The organism is Domibacillus indicus, from assembly GCF_023715895.1.
GTDB lineage: Bacteria > Bacillota > Bacilli > Bacillales > Domibacillaceae > Domibacillus > Domibacillus indicus_A.
The window spans coordinates 107,789-132,830 of the sequence record NZ_JAMBOO010000009.1 but is presented as its reverse complement, the minus strand read 5'-3'; the positions used below and the strand labels follow the sequence as shown (position 1 = coordinate 132,830).

Here is a 25,042-nt window from a genome sequence, read left to right as displayed (position 1 = left end):
CGGATACCTCCCGGCTGCTGGTACACAGCTGTTACGTTCATCCTTAAAACGAGAGGGCAACTTCTCGCACAAAGGGAGCGGACATGTGCCAATCATAAATATAAAATTTAACGAAGCGCGACGGGCAGGTGCCTTAGCCGGCGCTTGTTTGTCGAGGCCTTCAATCAGGAGGAAATCTATTTATGTGCGGAATAGTTGGATATATTGGCAGTGAAGATACAAAGGAAATTTTATTGAAGGGGCTTGAAAAGCTCGAATACCGCGGTTATGATTCAGCTGGTATTGCTGTGCGCAACGAAGAGGGTGTGCACATCTTCAAAGAAAAAGGACGTATCGCTGATTTGCGTGCGGTTGTGAACGAAGAGGTACAATCACACGTAGGAATCGGCCACACACGCTGGGCTACTCACGGTATTCCAAGCCGTTACAATGCGCATCCACATCAAAACGAAGACAGCCGCTACACACTTGTGCACAACGGCGTTATCGAAAACGACGAACAATTAAAAAGCGAATATCTTTCAAATGTTGAGCTTCAAAGCGATACAGATACAGAAGTGATTGTACAAATGATCGGCTTGTTTGCGAAAGATGGCTTGTCAACAGAGGAAGCCTTCCGCAAGACGCTTGGTCTGTTAAAAGGCTCTTACGCGCTTGCCCTTCTAGACAAACAAGATGAAAATACAATTTACGTGGCGAAAAACAAAAGCCCGCTTTTAGTTGGTCTTGGTAAAGACTTTAACGTTGTTGCATCTGATGCAATGGCGATGCTTCAAGTAACAGACCAATTTGTAGAATTGATGGACAAAGAAATGGTGATCGTGACAAAGAACGCCGTGACGATTAAAAACGCACAAGGTGAAGTGGTAGAGCGTGCGCCATACACAGCGGAGATCGACGCTGGTGATATTGAAAAAGGCACGTATCCGCATTACATGTTAAAAGAAACGGATGAGCAGCCGTTCGTTATCCGCAAAATTACACAATCGTATCAAAATGAGCAGGGAGAGCTTCATGTAGACGAGGAAATCGTGAATGCAGTAAATGAAGCAGATCGCCTGTACATCGTTGCATGCGGCACAAGCTACCATGCGGGCCTTGTCGGCAAGCAGTACTTGGAGCAAATGGCGAATATTCCGGTAGAAGTGCACGTAGCGAGCGAATTCGTTTACAACATGCCGCTTCTTTCGAAAAAGCCGCTCTTTATCTTTATTTCCCAAAGCGGAGAAACAGCGGACAGCCGTGCTGTACTTGTAAAAGTAAAAGAACTTGGCTTCAAAGCGCTGACGATCACAAACGTACCAGGCTCTACGCTTTCACGTGAAGCGGATTATACGCTGCTCTTACATGCAGGCCCAGAAATTGCCGTAGCGTCTACAAAAGCATATACAGCGCAAATCGCGGTGCTTTCTATTTTGGCAGAAGCAGCAGCGAAAAAAGCGGGCATCGACATCGGCTTTGATCTTGTACATGAGCTTGGAATTGTTGCCAATGCGATGGAAGTGCTTTGTGATGCAAAAGAAGAATTCGAGCAAATCGCCAAAGAATATCTGGCGACAACACGCAACTGCTTCTTTATCGGCCGCTCTGTTGACTATTATGTCGGCTTAGAAGGTGCCTTGAAGCTAAAAGAAATTTCTTATATTCAGGCAGAAGGCTTTGCCGGCGGCGAGTTAAAGCACGGCACAATCGCCTTGATCGAAGAAGGTACGCCGGTTATCGCTCTTGCGACGCAGTCAGGTGTAAACTTGAGCATCCGCAGCAACGTGAAAGAAGTGGCAGCGCGCGGCGCCAACACATGCATCATTTCCTTGAAAGGCCTTGAGCAGGAAGGCGACCGTTTCGTTCTTCCAGCCGTTCACGAAATGCTTGCACCGCTTGCAGCTGTTGTACCATTCCAGCTGATTGCGTACTACGCCGCTCTTCACCGCGACTGTGACGTGGATAAGCCGCGTAACCTTGCAAAATCTGTAACAGTAGAATAAATTGAAAAACCGCCCGGAAATGGGCGGTTTTTTTGTTATACTATAAACAAACTGGTTAACATTAAGACTAGGTCTCCAAAGAGAAGATTCAGCTTTACGGAACGAGTTATGAAAATATGTACATAAGCAGAACTCGATTTTAGAAACCATTGTGATTATTCTTTATTCAAAATGGTTTCTTTTTAATAGCTGTTAATATGCAGCCTCACGTGTTGTTTATAAGTATCGGGATGAAACAGAATAGAAACGGCAGAGAGGATCTTTTTATGAAACAACTTTGGCACGGCGGAACGATCTATACGATGGAACGAGAAAATGAGACGGTAGAAGCGTTGTTAGTGGAAGACGGATGGATTGTCGCCACAGGCCCGGCGGATGAGTTGAGGAAAGAAGCAGAGGAAGAGATTGATTTGCAGGGAGCGGTTATGTACCCGGGCTTTGTAGACAGCCATCTGCACATGATCTTTCAAGGAGAAACGTTTGTCCGGCTTGATTTGTCGGCAGCTTCTTCAGCGGAAGAAATGCTGGAAATGGTCAAAGAAGCCGCCCGAACGACGCCTGCGGACAAGTGGCTGTTTGGGGAGGGCTGGGATGAAAATACATTTTCTCATCCGCGCATCCCGACGATGAAAGAGCTCGATGCGATCCGGACAGAACCCATTCTGTTAACGAGAGTGTGTCATCACGTAGCGCTCGGTAACAGGGCCGCTCTTTTGGCTGGCAGCATTGATGAGAAAAGTGAATCTCCGGCCGGTGGTGACATTGGGCGGAGTGTGGATGGAAGGTTAACGGGGCTTCTTTATGACAAAGCCATCGATCCAGTTACGGCGGCGATTCCAAGAAAAGGAGAGGCATATGTTGATTATTTAACAGATGTGCTAAACCGGACGGTGGATCAAATGCTTTCGTATGGACTAACAGGCGGCCATACAGAGGATATGCATTATTTCGGGGACTTTACCAATCCGCTGACGGCCTTTCAGCGTGTGATTGGGGAGAAGCATCATTTCAGAGTAAATCTGCTTCGCCATCATGCTGTCTTCGAAAAGATGATAAAGGCGAATGCCGTGTTTGATGAACCGTTTATTGAGCCGGGAGCAATGAAAATTTTTGCGGACGGCGCACTAGGCGGATCAACCGCTGCTCTGTCTGCGCCGTATACGGACCAGCCTGATAACCAGGGGCTGCTTATTCATACGGATGAACAGCTGGAAGCATTAATCCAGCTCGCGCGTCAATATAATGAAGCGATTGCAGTGCACATCATTGGAGATGCGGCGGCGGAACAGGTTCTTCATTTTATTGAAAAGTATCCGCCGCCAGCAGGCAAACGGGACCGTCTTATTCACGGCTGCGTATTGCGCAAAGACTTAATGGAGCGAATGGCGGCATTGCCCGTTGTGGTGGATGTGCAGCCTGCTTTTGTTCCATCCGATTTTCCATGGGTGATGGACCGCCTTGGCGAAGAGCGGCTCCGTTACGCATATCCGTGGAAAACGTTGTTAGATCGTGGGATTATGTGTGCAGCGGGAACGGATGCGCCGGTGGAGAGGATCCATCCGCTGGCTTCCATTTATGCGGCGGTTGAACGCAAAAAGCCTGGGGAGGCGCATGAAGGGTATCTGCCCGAGCAAAAGCTGTCCCGTTTCCAGGCCATTCAAATGTACACCCTCGGCAGTGCCCAGGCGATTTGTAAAGAGCATGAGCGTGGACTCATTAAACCGAATTATGTGGCGGATTTTTCAATTTTTGACCGGGATTTGTTTGCCGGAACATCGGAAGAGATGCTGGCTGCCAAAGCAGTGCAGACAGTTGTAGCAGGACGGATTGTCTACGATAGAAGGAACAAATCAAAAACAATTGAATAAACGTAATCTGAAAAGAATGGAAAGGGGGAAGAGCGAATGATCCTTCAAGACGAACGGGCCAAAGAGGCAGCCCGCCATCCTGCCTGGCTGCAGCCGTACCTTGATTCTCCCGAAAAGCAAAAGCAGTTATATAAGAAAACACTTTTTATTGTGATTCTTTCGCAAATCTTTGGGGGAGCGGGTCTGGCAGCCGGCATTACAGTAGGAGCCTTGTTGGCGCAGGATATGCTTGGAACGGATAGTATGACCGGTTTTCCAACAGCTCTGTTCACATTAGGCTCCGCCGCATCTGCTCTTTTGGTGGGCCGGCTTTCACAGCGGTTTGGCCGGCGTACAGGTCTGGCAGCGGGGTTTTGGGGCGGGGCTGTCGGAGCGGCCGGTGTGGTTGCGGCAGCCGTCACAAGCAGCATCGTCCTGCTGTTTGCTTCCCTGTTCATTTATGGAGCTGGTACGGCAACAAACCTGCAGGCGCGCTACGCAGGAACGGACATGGCTGCTTCGACCCAGCGGGCTATGGCGGTCAGCCTGGCGATGGTGTCGACCACATTTGGCGCCGTGGCCGGTCCGAACTTAGTAGAGATAATGGGGGAATTTGCTCACTCGATCGGCATCCCTGCTCTCGCCGGTCCGTTTATTCTGGCTGCGGCTGCTTTTAGTTTAGCCGGGCTGGTGCTGTTTGTTTTTCTCCGGCCGGATCCGCTTATAGTGGCAAAAGCCATCGCGTCTGAACCAAAAGAAGAGAATGCCGTACATTTGGCTACCGAACCGGCCGTAAACAAGCGGGGAATTGTGGCTGGCGCATCTGTCATGGTGCTCACCCAGCTGGTGATGGTAGCCATTATGACGATGACGCCTGTTCATATGGGCCATCATGGCCATGAGCTTGGAGAAGTTGGACTGGTAATTGGTTTTCATGTCGGAGCTATGTATCTTCCTTCCCTCATAACGGGTGTTCTCGTAGATAAAGTGGGGCGGACAGCGATGGCGGTTGCCGCCGGTGCGGTTTTGCTCGCGGCCGGACTGGTATCTGCTTTTGCACCGGCTGATTCTATGGTCCTTTTAGTCATTGCGCTCGTTTTGCTAGGACTTGGGTGGAACTTTGGCTTGATCAGCAGCACTGCGATCATCGTCGATGCCACGCATCCGTCCAGCCGGGCAAAAACGCAGGGGTCCGTTGATGTGCTCGTTGCCCTGGCCGGTGCGTCTGGAGGAGTGTTGTCCGGCATTGTCGTTGCTCATTCAAGCTATGCTGCGCTGTCTCTTGCAGGTGCCATGTTGTCCTTATTGCTTATTCCAATGGTCATATGGTCTCGCCGAAGTTAAATCAACATCTTTAAAATACAACATGCAGGCAGGCCCGCTGGAACGGGACCTGCTTTTTCGGTGTGCTGTCCATCTTTTCTATTCGTTTGCTCCTCGCATCAGGCGGGTAAGAAAAAAGAAACCTGATCTGTGGGATCATGAAAAATAGGAGGATGGCATGGATACGAGAAAATATCTAGTGAAAGCGAATCAAGAGCTGGATCTGCGAAATTATGCGACATCGGAAAAAGGCGGTATCGAGGAACGAGAACTGCTGGACAATGAGATTCCTGAACGTGTGAGCCGGCTGAAGGAGCTGCACTGGAAGCTTTATGCGGAGGAGAAAAAAGGCATTTTAGTTGTACTTCAGGCGATGGACGCAGCCGGAAAAGACGAAGCTATCAGTTATATTTTCTCGAATTTAAATGCGCAAGGGTTGAAAACGACGACACTGGGGAAGCCTTCTGCTACGGAAGTGAGCCATGATTATCTTTGGAGAATTCACGAAGCGCTTCCGGCGAGAGGGCAGATCGGCATTTTAAACCGGTCTCATTACGAGGAAGTCATCGCGACACGCGTTCATGATTTATTGGGAGAGGAAACCATTCCGGATCATTTAGAGAAAGAAGAAGATATTTGGCCGGTGCGGTTCCGGCAAATTAACGATTTTGAACGCTATATGGTGGAAAACGGCTTTTATGTAGTAAAGTTTTTCTTCCACGTATCGAAAGAAGAACAGCGAAAGCGGCTGCTGGAAAGAATGAAAGACCCGAAGAAAAATTGGGAATTCTCCTTCAATGACGTAAGAGAGCGGGAGCATTGGGATAACTACCAGGAGATTTTTACCGATATGCTGCGCCATACATCAACCGAGCATGCTCCATGGTATGTGCTTCCTGCAGATGATGAATGGTATTCACGCTACATTATTACGGAAGTGATGATTGAGCTGCTGGAGGGGATTGATCCGCAATTCCCGGTTATTTCAGATGAGGACCGACAAGAGCTGGATGAATATATTGAAAAGCTGGAAAACGAGTGAAAGAAGCCACACAACTGTGTGGCTTCTTTCTTACTTCATCCCTGTGTAAACTAAAATCGCATCCCGTAAAAATTGGGCGCCGCCCTTTACACGGGCATCATAATAAGCTGTAAACCGTTCATCTGCAATATACATTTCAGCGAGTCCCGCATGTGCTTCTTTGGAATAGCTCGGCCAGGAATAAGCAAGCCATTCCTTATGCCTGGCAGCCAGCTCCTGCGCTTCATGTGAGGCTGGATTACCTGTAGCGGACGCTTTCTCAAGCAGGATGAAAATGTTCTCCCCAAGCTGGTTCATCGCATCAAAATCTTCTTTTGACATATTCATCAGCTTGGCGTTACTGGCATCAACCTTTTTATCCCCGTATCGGACACGAATTTCACTGCCGTATTTTTGTTCGTTTTTCTCGACCATCTTTTCTTTCAGTCCTTCAAACTTTTCTTCATCCCGCATGAGGATCTCTCCTTCTTTGCTGGCGATCGTTTTTTTCACTGTCGCCATTATTTTTTCAAGACGGGCATGCTTGGCGGCCAGTTTTTCGTAATGGCTTTTCAGCGCAGCAATCTCATCAAAGTCCGGCTTTTGTAAAATAGCCGCAATATCATTCAGGCTGATGCCAAGCTCCCGGTAAAAAAGGATATGCTGCAGCAGATCAATTTCTTTTTGGCCGTAAAGGCGGTAACCGGATGAATTGATGCGCGCTGGTTTTAAAAGCCCAATTTGGTCATAGTAGCGGAGTGTGCGTGTTGTTACACCGGACATTTGCGCCATTTTGTTGATGGTATATTCCATAAGCAGCCCTCCTGATTGTTTTTATCCTACACGCTGACGCTGCGTAAAGGTCAAGTGGTTATCTTTTTTTAATAAAAAATGAGCTGAAGAAACCGCTTTTTCCTTTTTTCCTGAACGCTATTCCTTTGCATCATTAAGCGCTGTTATTGGAAAGGGAAATAATAGCGCTTATATGTTCGGCATGCTTTTTTATTCTAGGGTTCTCCCTTGACATACAACCTGAGCATGTTAGTATGAAAACCGTTATGAAAATACGAACAGAAAATACGAACACGAAGGAGAGACAGATGGGCAAACAAACAACAGTCGCGTTTTTAGGTGCAGGTTCAATGGCGGAGGCCATGATCGCGGGGATTGTTCAAAATGGGCAATGGGCTCCGGAGCATGTGATCGTCACGAACCACAGCAATCATGAAAAACGGGCGGCGCTTCAAGCAAAATACGGAATCCGGGCGATGCAAAGCAGTGATTTGCCGTTTGATCAAATCGATTTCTTTATTTTAGCTATGAAGCCGAAAGACGCAGATACAGCGCTGCAGTCATTAAAAAGCTCCGTCCGCATCAGGTGATTGTTTCGGTGATGGCCGGCCTCACAACCGCCTTTATCGAGGCATTTTTTCTAGAAGGCCAGCAGGTGATCCGGGCTATGCCAAACACTTCAGACATTGCCGGCGAATCTGCAACAGCGATTTGCGCAGGGCGCTGGGTGAAGGAAGAAAACATGAACATGGCAACTGCCCTTTTGAGCAGCATCGGAAAAGTGTACCCCATTGAAGAAGAAAAGATGGATCTATTTACGGGCATTGCGGGAAGTGGTCCGGCATACTTTTATTTTTTACTCGAACAAATGGAAAGAGCGGGCCGGGAAAGCGGCATGGACATTCAAATGGTTCGGGAGATCAGTGCGCAGACGCTGCTTGGCGCGACCAAAATGATTATGCGGCAGGAAAACACGCCAGCCGAGCTGCGAGAGAACATTACATCGCCGAATGGCACAACATATGCAGGGCTGGCAGCGCTCGAATCGTTTGGCGGAGGGGAAGCCATATACGAGGCGGTCAAAGGCGCCACAAAAAGATCAAAAGAAATTAGTGAACAGTTTTCCTATACAGTAACACACGTATAAGTTGAAAAGGAGTAATTGGACGGCCAATACGACGAAAAAACGGGTGGTTGTGAAAATGGGAAGCAATTCTTAACGAGACAGCATAGAGAAGAAAAATAAAGCCTTTCTTCCAAGGCAAGAGAAAAGCTGTCTTCAAGGAAAACCACTTTTTAGGGTAGATTGCTTTCGGAGGAAGACTGTAAGTCACGAGCTTACGATTTTCCTGGATTCATTGTATACTGGGAAGAAACAGTGAAGTTGGAGGAAATACAAATGACAGAACTGCCAAATTGCCCGGAATGCGGCTCGGCGTATACATATGAAGATGGAAATGTGCTTGTCTGTCCGGAATGCGCACATGAATGGACGCCTGGCACAGCGGCCGAGAGCAGCGATCGTAAGGTAGTGAAAGATGCGAATGGAAACATCCTGCAAGATGGAGATTCTGTTTCAGTAATTAAAGATTTAAAAGTAAAAGGCACATCATCAGTCATTAAAATTGGCACAAAAGTAAAAAGCATTCGATTGGTGGATGGAGATCATGACATCGACTGCAAAATTGACGGGTTTGGCGCGATGAAGCTGAAGTCGGAATTCGTGAAAAAGATTTAAGGAGAAGAATTCATTTTGAAGCGCTTTTCAAAATGAGTTCTTTTCTTTTTTAATGATTGAGGACATATGTCCTTTTCAGCGTCTGCCTCTTTGTTTTTTAATAAGAAAAAACAAAGAATGAGGAGAAGCAGGATGAAAGGGATTTTTTTCGCTTTTTTGGGCGGAGCATTTATTACATTGCAGGGTGTAGCCAATACACGTATTAGTGATGCCATCGGTACATGGCAGGCCGCTTCATTAACGCAGCTGACCGGCTTTCTGGCAGCGCTGCTCGTTTTTCTGATTGTCCGGGATGGGACCTGGGGACAGTTTAAGCGGGTAAAGCCGCTTTATTTGGCGGGCGGTACCCTGGCTGCCATCATTATTTTTGGCAACGTGACGGCTATTCAGCATGTGGGCGTAACGTTAACGATCGCGGTACTGCTTATCGCGCAGCTTCTGTTTACCTTTATTATTGATTTGAACGGATGGTTTGGCGTCGTAAAACAGAAAGTCAGGCTGCCGCAGGTGATCGGCATTATGATGATGGTCGCTGGCGTGGTGATTTTAAAGCTTTAACCGAATGGGGGGAAAAAGGTGAAAGAGCAGACTGACAGCAAACAGCTGAAAGAGTATTTGCGTATGCATCGCATTGAGTCTGTTTTTCCGGATGAAGTGCAGCCTTATTTATCTTTGTACCATTTTGAGCCAGGAGAATGGGTGTGTTCTCAAGGCGAAGCACTTGAAAATGTCTATGTGCTGGTCAAAGGGAAGCTGAAGGTTTATACCACTTCTGCTGAAGGAAAAACGCTCATTCTTTCGTTTCAAAAGCCGCTTGCCGTTATTGGCGATATCGAGTATGTACAGGAAATAGATATTATTAACACGGTGGAAGCTGTTTCGCCGGCAGTGATGGTTGGGGTGCATCACCATCTGCTGAAGCGATGGGCGGCCGATCACCCGCCGCTTTTGCAATTTTTGCTGCATATCATTACAGAAAAGTTTTACATGAAGTCCACATCGTTAAACTTTCATTTTATGTATCCGGTAGACGTACGGCTGGCGAGTTATTTATTATCGGTTTCCTTCGATGAGTCTCATGCACTTTTTGAAGGAAAACTGAGTACAGCCAGTTTAAGAGATGCGGCTAACTTAATTGGCACAAGCTATCGGCATATGAACCGGGTGATTCAGTCATTTTGCGCTCAAGGGCTTGTGGAGAGAAAAAAAGGATGTATTATGGTCAAGGACCGGCAGGGGCTTCAAGCACTTGCAGGACAAAGCATTTACGAGCCGCCAGGCAGATAGGAAGGGAGAAGAAAGGATGGCAATGGGTTTATTGTTTGCACTTGTGGCCGGTACACTGGTCAGCGTGCAAAATGTCTTTAACAGTAAGGTGAATGAATGGGCAGGCCGATGGGCAACGACTACGCTTGTTCTCGGGATGGGCTTTGCGGCGTCTTTTTTGATGGGTCTGCTGTTTGAAGGCGGAAAGCTTCTAGAGCCTAAGCCAATGGAGCCATGGTTTTGGTTCAGCGGCTTAATCGGTGTAGGAGTGGTAACGTGCCTTGTACAGGGGATTAAGCTTTTGGGCCCGACATATGCAGTGGCGGTTGTGCTTACTGCGCAGCTGGGCTTTGCGCTTTTATGGGACTCATTTGGCTGGCTTGGCCTTGACCGGGTGCCATTTACGCTTCAGCAGTTTATTGGGGTATTAGTCATTGTTGGAGGAATTGTGGTATTTAAGGTGGGCGGAGAACGCAGTGCAGAAAAGAAAGTGGAGCGATTTGAATGAAACACTACCGAACATTGTTATTTGATATTGATGATACGCTTTTAGATTTTCGCGCAGCAGAGCAGGCGGCACTGGCTCTGCTTTTTGCTGAGCAAAACATGCAGCTCACGGATGAAATAAAAGAAAGATATAAACAAATCAATCAACGGCTGTGGAGTGAGTTTGAAGAAGGCCGCATCACGCGTGAAGAAGTTGTAAACAGCCGTTTTTCTCTTCTGTTTCAAGAATACGGGTACTCAGTGGATGGAACTGTGCTGGAAGCAAAATACCGGGGCTATCTGGAGGAAGGCCATCAGCTTATAGAGGGGGCACTGGAACTGGTGACGGGTTTGCAGCCGCACTATGACTTGTACATTGTGACAAATGGAGTGTCCAAAACACAATATAAACGCCTGCTGGATTCAAAGCTTCATCTGCTTTTTAAAGGTATTTTTGTTTCTGAAGATACAGGTTTTCAAAAGCCGATGAAGGAATTTTTTGATTATGTGTTTGCACGCATTCCTCATTTCAATGCAGAAAAAGCACTGATCATTGGAGATTCATTAAACGCGGATATCAAAGGGGGACAGCAGGCAGGGATTGATACGTGCTGGTTTAACCCGGGCATGAAGCCGAACAAAGCAGGGGTTGAGCCGACTTATCGGATTCAGGCGCTGGCAGAGTTGCTGCAGATCCTTGTGAAAGAAAAGGAGCCGGTATAGGGAGCCCATACATTCGCAGGATAAAGAGAAAAATGAAAAGCACCGTGTTTTCCCGGGAAATAATTCGGTCTTTTATGAGGAGGAATACACAGGCAGCAAGTGATTTATTTCTTTAAGTTGTTCTCATATACGAAAGAAGCCCGAATATCGTATAATAGTAAAATAACTTGATTGTTCAATTTTTAACATGTTTCCTCCGCCTATAGAGAAAAATTTAAGGATCAGGAGTAAAGAGAAAAAATGAGAGAAATGGAACTTTATAAGAGAGAAGACGGGCTTCCAGCAGTCGTTCAACATCTTCTTGACCGATCCGGCAGCAGTGTTTCTGTTGAAATTCATGATTCAGAAGGCCGCCATACGATCGCCGGCGGCAAATACAGCCTGGCTCAGCATAAAATTACGCTTTATTGGGATGGTATTCAAGAACAGTGCCGGACACTCTACGGCTCATTGAAGCCGTTTGAACAGCATTTAGCCGCTGTGTTTGCCCATGAACTTGGCCATGCGGAAGACCGGGAGCTGGAAGAGCTGGCCGACCAGCTTGACTGCACGGATGATCTGCTGGAGAAAAAACGGATCGCTCTGCGGATTGAAACAAACGCATGGAGTTACGCAAGCCGCCTTTTACAGGAAGACAACAGTGAATTTTTACATTTCTTGATGCATATGTCGCTAGAACCGTATCACGATGGTGCGGCTTAAAGTATTTATACACGAAAAGCCCGCGGGCAATATCTTCAAAGAAGATATTGTTCACGGGCTTTTTTACCGTTATTGAGGGAGCCTCAAGCATCCGTTTTAACGGCGGCTTCTTTGTCCGCCTTTGCGACCTGCTTCTTCACGGCTCATTTTGCCATCGTTGTCATCATTACGGCCTCTGGCTTCTCCGCCTTTTTGTCCGATTTCCTGATAGAACTCTTTGTCATGGCTTTCAGCGGTAGCTTCTCCGCCTTTTTTGCCGATTTCCTGGTAGAATTCTTCACCATGATTTTCAGCAGTAGCTTCTCCGCCTTTTTGTCCGATCTCCTGATAGAATTCTTTGTCATGACTTTCAGCGGTAGCTTCTCCGCCTTTTTGTCCGATTTCCTGGTAGAATTCTTTGTCATGGCTTTCAGCGGTAGCTTCTCCGCCTTTTTGTCCAATCTCCTGGTAGAATTCTTTATCGTGATTTTTTGCTGTTGCTTCTCCGCCTTTACGTCCTGCTTCTTCTCGACTCATTTTATTGTTGTTATTATTAGCCATCGAAAATTCCTCCTCAGTAAATTTGGATTTTGCTTACGGTTGTATGTTACCCGGCTCTCAATCAATCAAACTGAATTTGCAAAAAAAGATCGAAAGAACTAAAAAGGCGCTTTCAAGCGCGGGAAAAAGCCTCTTCATATGTTCTTTTGTTCCCCGCTCTTTATGAAAACCTTGCAGTACACCCATGTTATGCCAGCTGCTGTTCGGCAAAGTCACGGTACAACTTATGAGATTCGAGCAGCTCCTCGTGCGTTCCCATTCCGGTAACCTGCCCTTTTTCAATGAAAATAATTTGATCGGCGTCGACAATGGTAGAAAGCCTGTGAGCGATCACAAAGGTCGTTCGGCCTTTCATTAATTGCAGCAGCGCTTCTTGGACAATCCCTTCTGATTGACTGTCGAGGCTGGCTGTTGCTTCATCCATCATTAAAATTTTCGGGTCCCGCAAAAAAGCGCGGGCAATCGCAATACGCTGTCTCTGGCCGCCGGACAGCTTCACGCCGCGTTCGCCTACTTCTGTATCCAAACCGTTCGGAAAGCTTCTAATAAACTGGTCGGCATAAGCCATTCTCGCTACCTCCCACAGTTGTTCATCCGGAATTGTTTTGCCGCCTGCCAGCCCATAAACCAAGTTTTCCCGAATTGTGCCAGCCATCATGGCACTTTCCTGGGGTACATAGCCGATTTGACTGCGCCACGAAGCCATCGATAAGTCCGCAATGGGTGTTGAGCCAATTCGAATTTCACCGGAAGACGGCTCATAAAATCGCTCAAGCAGACCGAACATCGTCGTTTTGCCGCCGCCGCTCGGTCCGGCGAAGGCAATCATATCACCTGGCTGTGCAGTAAAAGATATCCCTTTTAAAACGGGCTCTTCTCTGCTGTAGGCGAACGATACATTGTCTACGTGGATAGGTTCGTTCTTAATATCCATGGCTATTCCATCTTGTCCAGGCTCCGGCGGTAAATCCAGAATTGCGATAATTCGTTCAGTGGCTCCTTTTGCTTTTTGAAGCTGGGTGAAAAACATCGCGAATGAGGTAATGGGCATAATAATTTGAAACAAATAAAGCAAAAAGGCGACAAGGGAACCGGTTGACATAGTTCCGTTTGACACACGTATGCCACCGTAGCCGATAATCATCACAACGACGATCATGACGACAAGGTACATAATCGGCGCGATCAGGGCGAAAATCCGTGCTTCCTTTACTCCAAACTGAAAGAGTCTTTCAATTCCCGCTAATCCTTTTCTTTCTTCGCTTTGTTCAGCCGTTGAAGCTTTCATTAAGCGAATTTCACCGAGCGTCTGCTGCACGTGTCCGGTAAAAGCGGCTGTTTCATCCTGCAGCCCGCGCGAGATTTGCGCCATCTTCCGCCCAAGCGGAAACATAATGGCGATCGTCAGCGGCACAGAGATGAGCATCAGCATCGTCATTTTCCAATCCATCAAAAGCAAAATGACCACAGCACCGATAATCGAAATGATGCCAGAAATAAATTGAGGAAATCGGTTAGAAATCAAGTCCTGTACGACACTTGTATCATTTACGACCCGACTGACGGTTTCTCCGCTTGACTGCCGATCGAAATAGGAAACAGGCAGCCGGATCAGCTTCATCCACATCCGGTCGCGCAGGCTTGAGACAATTTTATAACCGACAACGCTGAGCCAGTAAATCGAGAGGCCGTTAATGACAGCCTGGGCGATAAAGGCAAGGGCGATGGCAGACATGAGGGGTACACTCAAGGAAGAAAGCGAAAAGCCATCGACCAGGTTTTTGGTCAGTAAAGGAACGACCAGCCCGGCAGCTGTCGTCAGTACGCTTGCTGCCAGCCCGGCAACAAGCAGCCGCCGTGGAAACTCGGACGACAAAAGAAGAGAAACAAAAGGCTTTAAGCTGTTTGGTCGGTTTTCCACCGGCATAAACTCCTATCTATACTCGTTTTTCCTTCAGTATACTCTCTTAAGGAAAAAACAGCATGGCCAAAGCTTTACAGGGAATAGAAACCTTTTTGCGAAAAAAAAGCTATATTTCCGATAAAAGGGGGAAAACAAAGAGGAGCATAAAATATAAAGGAGAGATGTAGATGTCCGGACAAAACGAAATGCCGCATGAAGAAGGGCTGGATCAAAGCTTAAGCCTGCTTAGAGAAGGATACACGTACATACCAAGCCGGCGCAGGTCTTTTCAATCCGATTTGTTTGAAACACGTTTAATGGGGAAGCCGGCGATTTGTATGGGCGGCAAGGAAGCGGCCGCTTTGTTTTACGATCCGGCAAAGTTTCAGCGGGAAGGAGCGGTGCCGAAGAGAGTCGTTAAAACGCTGTTTGGAGAAGGCGGCGTTCAAACACTTGACGGGGAAGCACATCGGCAGCGCAAAGCGGCTTTTATGTCTTTAATGGCTCCAAAACACATTGCCCGGCTGAATAGCATCGCCGAAGAACAGTGGAAAGAGGCAGCAAGGAAGTGGACACAGCAAAACGAGATCGTTTTATACAAAGAAGCCAAAGAACTGCTGTGCCGGATTGCCTGCCAATGGGCCGGTGTGCCGCTTAAGGAAGAAGAAGTACAGCAGCGGACAGAGGAATTGAGTGCTTTGTTTGAATCCGCTGTCTCAGCCGGACCGGAATACTGGAAAACACGCCGATCCAGACGAAAAGCTGAAAAGTGGGTGGGCGGCCTGATTGAAGAGGTACGGGCTGGAAAGCTTCATCCGCCGGAAGAATCAACGCTGTATGTGTTTTCTCATCATCGGGAGCCCGATGGTGAAGTATTGGATACAAAAACAGCCGCTGTAGAAGTGGTGAACATTTTAAGGCCGATTACAGCGGTGTCCATTTACCTTGCTTTTACGGCACTTGCGCTGCATCAGTTTCCAGAGCAAAAACCAAAATTAACGTCTGCCAATGATTCCTATACAACATATTTTGTGCAGGAAGTCCGCCGCTTTTATCCGTTTTTTCCTTTCACGGGCGCTAAAGTGAAAAAAGATTTTGAATGGCGGGGCATGCACTTTAAGGAAGGAACGTTAGCGCTTCTCGATTTATACGGCACCAACCATGACCCGCATCTGTGGGAAAATCCGGATTTGTTTCAGCCGGAACGGTTTGAAGAGTGGGACAAAAGCCCGTTCGATTTTATTCCGCAGGGGGGCGGCGACTATCATAATGGGCATCGCTGCGCAGGAGAGTGGATTACGATCGAGCTGATGAAAGTAAGCGTTGATTTTCTCGTTAACCGTTTGTCTTACGAAGTACCGGAGCAGGATGCCAGCTTCAGTATGACCAGCATGCCAAGCATGCCGAAAAGCGGCTTTATCATGCGTAACATCCAATTAAAGGAGTGAAGACAATGAAAACACAAATCAATGATAATGTTCTTGAACTCATGGTCGGAGACATTACTGAGCAGACAACAGAAGCGGTCGTCAATGCCGCTAATGGGTCACTGCTTGGAGGCGGCGGGGTAGACGGAGCCATTCACCAGGCAGCAGGGCATGCGCTGATGGATGAGTGCAAAAAAATCCGTACTGAACAGCTGAACGGGGAAGAGCTGGCAACAGGTGAAGCCGTCCTGACAAAAGGGTACGAGCTGCCGGCTCAATATGTGATTCACACAGTAGGCCCTGTGTGGGGCGGCGGGTCAGAAGGAGAAGAAGAAAAGCTTGCTTCCTGTTACCAGAATACCTTAATGCTGGCAGCAGATAACGGGATTAAAAGCATCGCGTTCCCATCCATCTCGACCGGTGTATACGGTTTTCCGATCGAGCAGGCAGCGGTTGTCGCTCTCCGCACGGTCATCGATTTTCTGGAGAAGCAGGCATTTGGCTATGTAGCTTTTACATTGTTTTCAGATCACGACTACCGGATTTATGAAGCAGCTATGAACCGCGTTATGCAGGAAGAAGGCCGCTGAGCAAGCTCAGCGGTTTTTTTGTGCGTACTATCCCTTGTTTCACAAAGCGGTCTTTGTTTGGCATAATAGGGGTTTAGAAAAACAGATCAATATGTAAAGTAAAGAGGTAGAAAGATGACTCTGCAGCAGTTAAAGTATGTGATTGAAATTGTGCACTGCGGCTCGATTAATGAAGCGGCACGCCGGCTTTTTTTGTCACAGCCGAGCTTGTCGAAAGCCGTGAAAGAGCTGGAGGCTGAACTTGGTATTACTATTTTTATCCGGACACCAAAAGGCATTACACTGTCTACAGATGGAGCGGAATTTTTAGGCTATGCACGTCAGGTAGTCGAGCAGGCAGAACTGCTTGAACGGCGCTATTTAGGATCCCCGCCGGCACGCCAGCTTTTCTCTGTTTCTACACAGCATTATGCATTTGCCGTCAATGCATTTGTAGACATGATTAAAAAGCATGGGGCAGATGAGTACCAGTTTACACTGCGTGAAACGAGAACCTATGAAATTATCGAGGACGTGAAAAACCTGCGCAGCGAGATTGGAATTCTTTATATCAGCTCTTTTAATGAAAAAGTGATGGGACAGCTGCTGAAGGAAGAAGGGCTTTTGTTTCATCCGCTGTTCCAAGCGAAACCGCACATTTTTGTCAGCGCTCAAAATCCACTGGCCGGCCAAGCATCCGTTACGCTTGAAGACCTGGAAGAATACCCGCGCTTGTCGTTCGAGCAGGGGGAATTCAATTCCTTTTATTATGCAGAAGAGCTGTTCAGCACGCTTCCGCGCTCTAAAAGCATTCAGGTGAGCGACCGGGCTACGCTGTTTAATTTATTGATTGGATTGAATGGCTACACGATTTCTACCGGTATTTTAAGCGAGGATTTAAACGGCTCGAATATTGTGCCAGTACCGCTTGAGGCAGATGAAACGATTACGGTCGGCTGGATCGCACATGAAAAAACACGGCTTGGCCGGATGGCACACGTGTATCTACAGGAGCTTCGAAATATCATCGAGGCTCATTTGGCTCCGTGATATAACTTTTATCTATAGCGGAAAATCTATTTTAACCGTTACGCTATACCTTCGTTCTATGATGATACATACAACTTAACGAACGAAGGGAATCAATACAAACGACAGCACAAATAAAAACACTTTTAGATCGTTGGGGGATGAAAAAACAGGGGAGAGCTTTCCCTGTTTTTTCTTTGACTTTTCTAAAGGGCTGGCGAAAAAATGTTCGAAACATGAGCCGGTTTCCTGTAGGATAGAAGAAACAAGTACATTTTACAGGTGATGACATGGCTTTTTTATTAATGGTCTTTTTTTCGCTTATTCCGCTTACAACGTTTGTCATTTTGTTTCGCCTTAAGTATCAGCGTGTCACCTATCCGCTTGCTGTTTTTTATTTAGCGGTTTCAATGTGGCAGATGAGCATTGCTGTTCTCTACGGTGAGGAATGGCTGGATCAGAGAACGATTGAGAGCTTGTTCCGCTTTTTTAGAATGGGAACAGTTGTTTTCGCTCCGCTTTTATTTTATATGGTGTATCAGCTGCTTTTTTTTGAGGAACTGCAGTTTGATGTCCGGAAAAAGAAAATACTCCAAAAGATGATCAATCGCTTTTCCTATATCGGGATGCTCATTTGGACTATTGTCATTTATATGATCAGCTGGACACCGCTTGGGATTGCTGGTTTTGATCGCCATTCTATCCCGCCGTTTAATGAAGAGTTTTACTATCCGATGGCGGGTCCGCTCGGCTGGACGTTCTCGATTCATATTTTATTGATCATTGTGATGGATTTGCTCGCTATTTATTTAACATTTAAAATCGTCGACAAGCATCGCCGCACGTTCTTAAGAGTCTTTTTCGTTTCTCTTTTATTAGCGTACTCATTCGGGGTAATCAATTTATCATCGGACAGCCCTTTGTTTCAAGCGATTTTGGCTCTTATTATTTTAGTAATGGGCATTTTCACAGCATACGTGAAATTGATTTACAACAAGATGGAGGAAGTAAACGGACAGCTGTTGATTCAGCAGCTTTTTCTCCGAAGAGTCATTGATGCGAATCCGAATTTTATTTATGCAAAAGACCAGTACGGGCGCTTTACGATGGCGAACGCCGCCATTGCTGCTTTATATGGCGTTTCTTCTGAACAAATGCTTGGAAAACGGGAAAGCGATTTTTATGCAGATCCAAAGCAGGCAGAGGAGATGGCAAAGGAAGATATGTACCTGCTGCAGAAAGATGAAGCAAAGATACAGGAAAAACAGTACTTGCAAACGCCGGATAATCGTATGTACACAGTACAAATAACGAAAAAACCGCTCTTTTTTTCAGCAGGGCATAAGGAACTGCTTTGTGTAGCGACAGATATTACCGAAATGGAGCAAAAGGAAGAATATATACGAAAAACAGAAAAGTTGAATATTGTCGGCCAGCTGGCCGCCGGCGTCGCCCATGAGATTCGCAATCCGCTCACTTCCTTAAAGGGATTTATTCAGCTGATTGATCAGGAATATTCCATTGATCCGAAATATACGAAGATTATGCTTGATGAGCTTGAGCGTATTGAGTTCGTTTCGAGCGAGATGCTCGTTCTCGCTAAGCCTGAAGTCATCGTGAAACAAAGCATCACCTTGAGCCATTTAATGAGAGACGTCGTTGACCTTTTAAATATGCAGGCTATCACCCAAAGCATCAATATTCAAATGGAGCCGTTTAAAGAAGAGGTCGAGCTTGAAGGAAATGCAAATCAGCTTAAGCAGGTATTTATTAATGTATTGAAAAATGCGGTGGAAGCCTCGCCGAAAAATAGTATCATTGCCATTGACCACGAGCAAATCCATAACAGGCTGGCCGTTTCTATAACAGACCGGGGAATGGGCATGCCAAAAGAGCGGCTGGAAAAGCTCGGGGAACCTTTTTATACGAGTAAGGAAAAAGGCACGGGACTTGGACTGATGGTCAGCATGAGAATTATAAAGGAGCACGGCGGCGATATGACATTCCAAAGCCATGAAGGAGAAGGAACAAAGGTAACCGTTTGGCTTCCGATTAAAGCGGGTGAGAAGGAAGAGAAAAGCGCAGGCGCCTGACATTCGCCCGGAAAAAAGAAGAAACCGCCCGAAAAGCATGCTTCCATAGAAAAGGAAGCATGCTTTTTTAATACATGGTTTTTTCTTTTTTATATGTTTTTACAGCTGGCGGTTCGTACGTATGAAACGAGCGGATCAGCTGTGCTGCCGAATCATGGACTAAGAGCATGGAACGGTACTGCTCCTGCAAAAATTGTTCAGTGGTCATATGGTCAAAGAAGGAAACAAGCGGATCAAAATAATGCGCAGGATTCAACAGGCCGATCGGCTTTTGATGAAGGCCGATTTGTGCCCACGTAAACACCTCAAAAAACTCTTCCATCGTGCCGGCGCCGCCCGGCAGTACAATAAACGCATCAGCAAGCTCGGCCATTTTCGCTTTTCTTTCATGCATCGACTCCACAACATGCAGTTCGGTAAGCTGGGTATGGGCAATTTCCCGCTCCTTCAGCAGTGTTGGAATCACGCCGATTACTTCGCCGCCTTCCTGCAAAACCGTGTCGGCTACTGTCCCCATGAGCCCCGCGCTCGATCCGCCATAAACAAGGCTGATGCCCCGCTTGGCCAGTTCTTTTCCTAGTGAAACAGCGCTGTCTGTATAGCTTATTGATGCGCCGCTTGCCGAACCGCAAAAAACTGCTATTCTCTTCATCCACTTAGCCCCGTTTCTTTTCTTTTTCTTCAAGTATACTTTGTTTGTTAGGAAAACAGAACAGTAGAGTCCCGATCTTTACAGGAGATTTACATCGGGCATGTACAATCCTCTTTATGTGACGTATAGTCAATAGAAGGACGTATTATGAAAGGGGATTGGGAGATGAACGTAGTTATTACAAAACAAGTACATGCACCGCAGGACCTTGTGTTCAGCATGTGGACAGACGGAAACCATTTGCTGCACTGGTGGGGATCGCCGGGTGTGAAGCTTGATGTTGTATCGATTGACGTGAAGCCGGGCGGGCTGTTTCACTACAAGCAGACGCTGCCGGATGGACAAGTGGTGTACGGAAAATTTACATATCATAAAGTAGAATCGCCGAACAAGCTTGCTTTTACCAGTTCATTTGCGGACGAACAAGGAGAGACGATACGGGCGCCATTCAATGAAAGCTGGCCGCTTGAAATTTTAAATACACTCAGCTTTTCAGAAGAAAACGGCGAGACGACGATCGAGATAGAAGGACTGCCGTTTAACGCGACAGAAGAAGAAAGAGCGGTGTTTCAATCCGCCGAAGAAGCCATTAAAAAAGGATTTTCCGGAACATTTGCACAGCTTGAAGCCTATATAGAAAACATCCGATCATAAAGAAACTTTTATAAGGGACGATTCGTTTTTTAATAAAAAGACGATTGGTCCCTTTTTTTATAGGGTATTTCCACATTTTTCTGTCAGCCCGCAGGCGAAAATGTCTTTTTTCACAGTCTAATGCTTCTCTCCGCTGGGTATAACACTAGTACGATCAAGGTTTGTCTGGAGGAGGGAATACAATGAAATGGCAGGGAAGAAGAGGCAGCTCAAATGTAGAAGACCGGCGGGGCATGGGCGGAAAAGCGGTGCTTGGCGGCGGGCTTGGCGGAGTTGGCTTAATTATAGTACTTATTTTTACGCTGCTTGGCGGAGACCCGTCTCAATTACTTGGCGGTATGTCGGGAACCAATACGGTTCCTTACGAAGAAACCGAACAAGATCAGGAGCTTGCCGAGTTTGTGTCTGTTGTGCTGGCTGATACAGAAGATGTATGGACCAAAGTATTTCAGGAAGAAGGCATGGTATACGAAAAACCGGTTTTAGTCTTGTATTCCGGCAGTGTAGATTCCGCCTGTGGAACCGCCACCTCAGCGGTCGGTCCCTTTTATTGTCCGGGTGACCAGAAGCTCTACATCGATTTAAGCTTTTATCAAGAACTGCAAAGCAAGTTTCAAGCACCTGGAGACTTTGCAATGGCGTATGTGATCGCCCACGAAGTCGGGCACCACGTTCAAACACTGCTGGGCACCTCTCAAAAAGTACATGCTTTGCGGGATCAGCTGAGCGAAGAAGAGTACAACAAATATTCGGTTAAGCTGGAATTACAGGCCGACTACTATGCGGGCGTCTGGGCTCATCATGCACAGGGAATGGATTTGCTTGAAGAAGGTGACGTAGAAGAAGCATTGACTGCGGCAAGCGCCGTCGGAGATGATACGATTCAAAAGCGCTCGCAAGGATATGCTGTACCGGACAGCTTCACGCACGGTACATCCGAGCAGCGGAAAAAATGGTTTTACCGCGGTTTTCAATCCGGTAATTTAGAAAACGGAGACACCTTTAACGCAAAGGATTTATAAAGGGCTTAGGCGGGTTTATGAATAACAGGGCCGGATGATTCTGCTGCATAGCCGGAAAAAGTTTTTACCGGCCCGGCAGCAGAATCACTCGGCTCACTATAAAAAATCCGGACGAGGCACGATAAAAGAAGAGGTTTCAACGGCCGTTGAAACCTCTTCTTTTTTCTTTCGCTTAAAAAGTCGTATAATGGGTTGTACATGAAAAAAGCTGGAGGGAATCATGATGGGAAAATTGCAATCAATGGATCAATTTGAGCAGTTGAAAAAAGAAGAGCGCGTTGTTTTTATGTTTTCAGCGGACTGGTGCCCGGACTGCCGGGTCATTGAGCCGATCTTGCCGGGTATTGAAGCGGATTATCCGGAATATCAGTTTATTTATGTAGACCGAGATGAGTTTATTGACTTGTGCGGTGAGCTGAATGTATTTGGTATTCCGAGCTTCGTCGCTTACCATAGCGGAGAAGAAGCGGGCCGGTTTGTCAGCAAAGACCGGAAAACACAGGAAGAAATCGAAGCGTTCCTTAACAGCTTATCCGCTTGATTGTCTTATGCCGCTGCTCGATTTGAGCAGTGGTTTTTTCATGGGCGCAGCCAGGTGGTAAAAACGAAGCGGCCCGCCTGCTGTTGAAGGAAGAAGCGGACATAGTATAATGAAGTATACTGCTTCATGCATAGGATGATTATTTTGCAGAAATAGGTGAACGTGAAGATGGAAAACGATCAAAAGGCGCCGCTGTTTAACGGGTGGCTCGCCTTGACCAGGATGCAGGCGGCTGTTGCACAGGATCTGGAGGGGGCATTGGAGCAGGAGCACGGCCTTTCGCTAAATGAATGCTACGTGCTGCTGTTTTTATCAGAAGCCCCTGAGAAAAAACTAAAATTGTATCAGCTGCAGGAAATGGTCGGCTTAAGTCAAAGTGCGCTGTCCCGCCTGGTAAACCGGCTTGAAGAAAAAAACTGCCAGGTTCTCAGGCGTCATAGCTGCGAGGATGACCGCCGTGCCATTTACGCTTCGCTTACAAAAGAAGGAGAAGAAAAGCTGGAAAAGGTATTAAATACTTTTTGCAAAACGCTTGAGTGCGCTTTTTCAAGCTCGGCTGTTCAAGAAAGTCTTCAGTCTGCATTTCGTCAGCTGAAAAGATAAGTGTGTTTAGGAAGCTTTCCATTTGGGGAAAGCTTTTTTGTATGCAATGCGCATTGTTTGACAGAAAAGTTTCGGTAAGGGATAATTTATATGCACGCGCATACATATAAAATGTGGAGAAAAGGAGACGAATAGCATGGAGCATTTGTTTACACCTTATAAAATAAAAGGGCTTGAATTAAAAAATCGTGTCGTGATGCCGCCAATGTGCCAATACTCGGTAGAAGCAAAAGACGGAATCGCAAATGACTGGCACTTTGTTCACTATGTCAGCCGGGCAGTTGGCGGAACAGGCTTTATTATTATTGAAATGACCGACGTAGAGCCGGATGGCCGTATTACAGACTTTGACTTAGGTTTATGGTCAGACGAGCAAATCCCAGCTTTAAAACGAATTATTGATGCTGTTCACCAGCACGGGGCAAAAGTGGCGATTCAAATCGCTCATGCCGGACGCAAAGCAGAGGATGCGGAGCAGCCGGTGGCACCATCTGCCATCGCTTTTGACGAGAATTCTAAAACACCAAGAGCATTATCGACGGAAGAAGTAAAAGAGATGGTCGAAAAATTCCGGTCTGCTGTCCGCCGGGCAGTGGAAGCAGGAGTGGACGCCATTGAGCTTCACGGAGCGCATGGCTACTTGATTCACCAATTTCAGTCTCCACTGACAAATAAACGGACCGATGAATACGGACAAGAGTTAACAAAGTTCGGAAAAGAAGTGATTGCTGCAGCTAAGAGCGAAATGCCAGAAGACATGCCGCTTATTATGCGTATTTCTGCAAGAGAATATGTCGAAGGCGGCTATGGCATTGAGGAAAGCATTGCCTTTTCAAAAGAGTATAAAGCAGCAGGTGTTGACATGTTCCACATTAGCGCAGGCGGCGAAGGTCCAATTGCCGCAGCTGGACGGCCGGGCACGCATGCCGCTTATCAAGTACCGCTGGCGCGGGCGATTAAAGAAGCGGTCGACGTACCCGTTATCGCAGTCGGGCGCCTGGATGAGCCCGTTTTGGCCAATGCGGTGATCGGCAACGAAGAAGCTGATCTTGTGGCGGTTGGACGAGGCATGCTGAGAAATCCAAACTGGACGCTTGAAGCAGGTGTTCAATTAGGAAAAGAAGCAGGTGTTCCTAAACAGTACCAAATGGGCTTCCCAAGAAAATAAAATAGAAGCAGGAGCGTTTGAACAAGTTTGTTCAGACGCTTTTTTGTGGGTAAATAATGAATGAAGACTCATTTCGGTTTTTGTACAATAAAATGAAAACAGGATGTTAACAAGGAGAGTGAATAGAAATGAAGCCTTTTTCTTTGATTCAAACAAAAGTGGAAAACAAGATCGCTTACATGATGCTGAAAAATCCGCCTGTGAATGCGCTGAATGAAAGATTGCTGGAAGAGCTGGAGCAGTGTATCGATGAGCTGAATAACAATCCGTCTGTCAGAGCTGGTATTTTAACAGGGGATGGCTCTTTCTTTGTGGCCGGGGCAGATATTAAAGAATTCACATCTTTGTTTGGACAGGTAGAAGAAGCAAAGAAAGCCGCACAGAAAGGCCAGGCATTATGTACAAAAATAGAGCAGTCCGAAAAACCGATCATTGCCGCGATTAATGGTGCCTGCCTGGGCGGGGGGCTGGAACTGGCGATGAGCTGTCATCTGCGGATTGCGGTACATGAAGCAAAACTCGGGCTTCCCGAAACAAAGCTTGGCTTGATTCCAGGCTACGGGGGGACGCAGCGCCTCACCCGGTTAACGAATACGGCAACGGCGCTTGAACTCATTTTAACCGGCCGGTTTATAGATGGACGGGAAGCAGAACGGATTGGTTTGGTGAACCGTTCTGTCGAGGCAGATCAGCTTTTGCAAGAAGCGGCCGGAATGGCGGAGCTCATTTCACAGAAAAGCCGCTTGTCTGTAAAAGCAGCGATGCAGGCTGTATTCGCGGGTGCAGAGCTGCCGCTTGAGAACGGATTGGCGCTTGAAGTAGAACAATTCGGTGCGCTGTTTGCTTCACAAGATGTGCAGGAGGGCGTAACGGCTTTTATCCAAAAGCGCCCGGCTGTATTTCGGGATCAATAAACCCTCTTTGTATGGAGCTCTATGTTTATTGTATAATAAACATA

24 protein-coding genes and 1 pseudogene are annotated in these 25,042 nt (G+C 46.9%); 21 read left to right on the top strand and 4 right to left on the bottom strand.

Annotated features, from left to right (window positions below; all coding sequences use genetic code 11):
* Positions 1-182: 182 nt before the first annotated feature.
* From glmS to M3221_RS14810, 4 genes are all read left to right on the top strand, one after another.
* On the top strand, positions 183-1,985 hold the full coding sequence (gene glmS, locus M3221_RS14825) for a glutamine--fructose-6-phosphate transaminase (isomerizing) (RefSeq protein WP_242235076.1): 1,803 nt from the start codon (positions 183-185) through the stop codon (positions 1,983-1,985).
* A gap of 266 nt (positions 1,986-2,251) precedes the next feature.
* Positions 2,252-3,853, top strand: a complete 1,602-nt coding sequence (locus tag M3221_RS14820) for an amidohydrolase (protein ID WP_251272512.1) — start codon at positions 2,252-2,254, stop codon at positions 3,851-3,853.
* A gap of 36 nt (positions 3,854-3,889) precedes the next feature.
* Positions 3,890-5,176: an MFS transporter gene (locus M3221_RS14815; protein ID WP_251272511.1), complete on the top strand. Its 1,287-nt coding sequence runs from the start codon at positions 3,890-3,892 to the stop codon at positions 5,174-5,176.
* A 157-nt stretch (positions 5,177-5,333) separates the two neighbouring features.
* On the top strand, positions 5,334-6,197 hold the full coding sequence (locus M3221_RS14810; RefSeq protein ID WP_251272510.1) for a PPK2 family polyphosphate kinase: 864 nt from the start codon (positions 5,334-5,336) through the stop codon (positions 6,195-6,197).
* A 30-nt stretch (positions 6,198-6,227) separates the two neighbouring features.
* On the opposite strand, the gene M3221_RS14805 is transcribed toward M3221_RS14810, so the two are convergent.
* Positions 6,228-6,989 carry a MerR family transcriptional regulator gene (locus M3221_RS14805; RefSeq protein WP_251272509.1) on the bottom strand — a complete coding sequence of 254 codons (762 nt, stop codon included), beginning with the start codon at positions 6,987-6,989 and terminating at the stop codon, positions 6,228-6,230.
* Between the two features lie 329 nt (positions 6,990-7,318).
* Between M3221_RS14805 and proC the strand changes: the two are divergent.
* The 7 genes and pseudogenes from proC (at position 7,319) to M3221_RS14770 (ending at position 11,883) form a co-directional block, all read left to right on the top strand.
* Positions 7,319-8,115: pseudogene (gene proC / locus M3221_RS14800) on the top strand (pyrroline-5-carboxylate reductase).
* A gap of 252 nt (positions 8,116-8,367) precedes the next feature.
* The gene (locus tag M3221_RS14795) at positions 8,368-8,706 is read left to right on the top strand and encodes a zinc ribbon domain-containing protein YjdM (RefSeq protein WP_251272508.1); all 339 of its coding nucleotides are present in this window, start codon (positions 8,368-8,370) and stop codon (positions 8,704-8,706) included.
* A 132-nt stretch (positions 8,707-8,838) separates the two neighbouring features.
* Positions 8,839-9,264, top strand: a complete 426-nt coding sequence (locus tag M3221_RS14790; protein ID WP_251272507.1) for a DMT family transporter — start codon at positions 8,839-8,841, stop codon at positions 9,262-9,264.
* An 18-nt stretch (positions 9,265-9,282) separates the two neighbouring features.
* Complete coding sequence (locus tag M3221_RS14785; RefSeq protein WP_251272506.1) at positions 9,283-9,993, top strand: Crp/Fnr family transcriptional regulator; 711 nt, start codon at positions 9,283-9,285, stop codon at positions 9,991-9,993.
* Positions 9,994-10,009: 16 nt separating this feature from the next.
* Entirely contained in the window at positions 10,010-10,480 is a 471-nt protein-coding gene (locus M3221_RS14780) for a DMT family transporter (RefSeq protein ID WP_251272505.1), read from the top strand.
* A complete protein-coding gene (locus M3221_RS14775) occupies positions 10,477-11,181 on the top strand; it encodes a YjjG family noncanonical pyrimidine nucleotidase (protein WP_251272504.1) in 705 nt (234 codons plus the stop codon). The genes M3221_RS14780 and M3221_RS14775 overlap by 4 nt, the downstream gene beginning before the upstream one ends.
* A gap of 240 nt (positions 11,182-11,421) precedes the next feature.
* A complete protein-coding gene (locus M3221_RS14770) occupies positions 11,422-11,883 on the top strand; it encodes an aldo-keto reductase family protein (protein WP_251272503.1) in 462 nt (153 codons plus the stop codon).
* A 96-nt stretch (positions 11,884-11,979) separates the two neighbouring features.
* On the opposite strand, the gene gsiB is transcribed toward M3221_RS14770, so the two are convergent.
* Both gsiB and M3221_RS14760 read right to left on the bottom strand, forming a co-directional pair.
* The gene (gsiB, locus tag M3221_RS14765; protein WP_251272502.1) at positions 11,980-12,423 is read right to left on the bottom strand and encodes a glucose starvation-inducible protein GsiB; all 444 of its coding nucleotides are present in this window, start codon (positions 12,421-12,423) and stop codon (positions 11,980-11,982) included.
* Between the two features lie 187 nt (positions 12,424-12,610).
* Positions 12,611-14,350, bottom strand: a complete 1,740-nt coding sequence (locus tag M3221_RS14760) for an ABC transporter ATP-binding protein (RefSeq protein WP_251272501.1) — start codon at positions 14,348-14,350, stop codon at positions 12,611-12,613.
* A 164-nt stretch (positions 14,351-14,514) separates the two neighbouring features.
* Here M3221_RS14760 and M3221_RS14755 point away from each other — a divergent pair, with 164 nt between their 5' ends.
* From M3221_RS14755 to M3221_RS14740, 4 genes are all read left to right on the top strand, one after another.
* Positions 14,515-15,774, top strand: coding sequence for a cytochrome P450 (locus tag M3221_RS14755; RefSeq protein ID WP_251272500.1), 1,260 nt, complete (start codon positions 14,515-14,517; stop codon positions 15,772-15,774).
* A gap of 5 nt (positions 15,775-15,779) precedes the next feature.
* Positions 15,780-16,343 carry an O-acetyl-ADP-ribose deacetylase gene (locus M3221_RS14750; RefSeq protein WP_251272499.1) on the top strand — a complete coding sequence of 188 codons (564 nt, stop codon included), beginning with the start codon at positions 15,780-15,782 and terminating at the stop codon, positions 16,341-16,343.
* A gap of 114 nt (positions 16,344-16,457) precedes the next feature.
* Positions 16,458-17,372 (top strand): LysR family transcriptional regulator, encoded by a 915-nt coding sequence (locus M3221_RS14745; protein WP_251272498.1) that lies wholly within the window; start codon positions 16,458-16,460, stop codon positions 17,370-17,372.
* Positions 17,373-17,641: 269 nt separating this feature from the next.
* Entirely contained in the window at positions 17,642-19,444 is a 1,803-nt protein-coding gene (locus M3221_RS14740; protein ID WP_251272497.1) for an ATP-binding protein, read from the top strand.
* A 67-nt stretch (positions 19,445-19,511) separates the two neighbouring features.
* Here M3221_RS14740 and M3221_RS14735 read toward each other — a convergent pair whose 3' ends face one another.
* A complete protein-coding gene (locus tag M3221_RS14735; RefSeq protein WP_251272496.1) occupies positions 19,512-20,096 on the bottom strand; it encodes an LOG family protein in 585 nt (194 codons plus the stop codon).
* 165 nt (positions 20,097-20,261) lie between these two features.
* Here M3221_RS14735 and M3221_RS14730 point away from each other — a divergent pair, with 165 nt between their 5' ends.
* The 6 genes from M3221_RS14730 to M3221_RS14705 all read left to right on the top strand — a co-directional run bounded on the left by M3221_RS14730 (position 20,262) and on the right by M3221_RS14705 (position 24,998).
* A complete protein-coding gene (locus M3221_RS14730) occupies positions 20,262-20,750 on the top strand; it encodes an SRPBCC family protein (RefSeq protein WP_251272495.1) in 489 nt (162 codons plus the stop codon).
* A gap of 182 nt (positions 20,751-20,932) precedes the next feature.
* Positions 20,933-21,772: a KPN_02809 family neutral zinc metallopeptidase gene (gene ypfJ, locus M3221_RS14725; RefSeq protein ID WP_251272494.1), complete on the top strand. Its 840-nt coding sequence runs from the start codon at positions 20,933-20,935 to the stop codon at positions 21,770-21,772.
* 223 nt (positions 21,773-21,995) lie between these two features.
* On the top strand, positions 21,996-22,313 hold the full coding sequence (locus tag M3221_RS14720) for a thioredoxin family protein (RefSeq protein ID WP_251272527.1): 318 nt from the start codon (positions 21,996-21,998) through the stop codon (positions 22,311-22,313).
* Positions 22,314-22,481: 168 nt separating this feature from the next.
* On the top strand, positions 22,482-22,916 hold the full coding sequence (locus M3221_RS14715; RefSeq protein WP_251272493.1) for a MarR family winged helix-turn-helix transcriptional regulator: 435 nt from the start codon (positions 22,482-22,484) through the stop codon (positions 22,914-22,916).
* A 136-nt stretch (positions 22,917-23,052) separates the two neighbouring features.
* The gene (locus tag M3221_RS14710) at positions 23,053-24,084 is read left to right on the top strand and encodes an NADH:flavin oxidoreductase/NADH oxidase (protein ID WP_251272492.1); all 1,032 of its coding nucleotides are present in this window, start codon (positions 23,053-23,055) and stop codon (positions 24,082-24,084) included.
* A gap of 128 nt (positions 24,085-24,212) precedes the next feature.
* The gene (locus M3221_RS14705) at positions 24,213-24,998 is read left to right on the top strand and encodes an enoyl-CoA hydratase-related protein (protein ID WP_251272491.1); all 786 of its coding nucleotides are present in this window, start codon (positions 24,213-24,215) and stop codon (positions 24,996-24,998) included.
* The last annotated feature ends 44 nt before the right edge of the window (positions 24,999-25,042 follow it).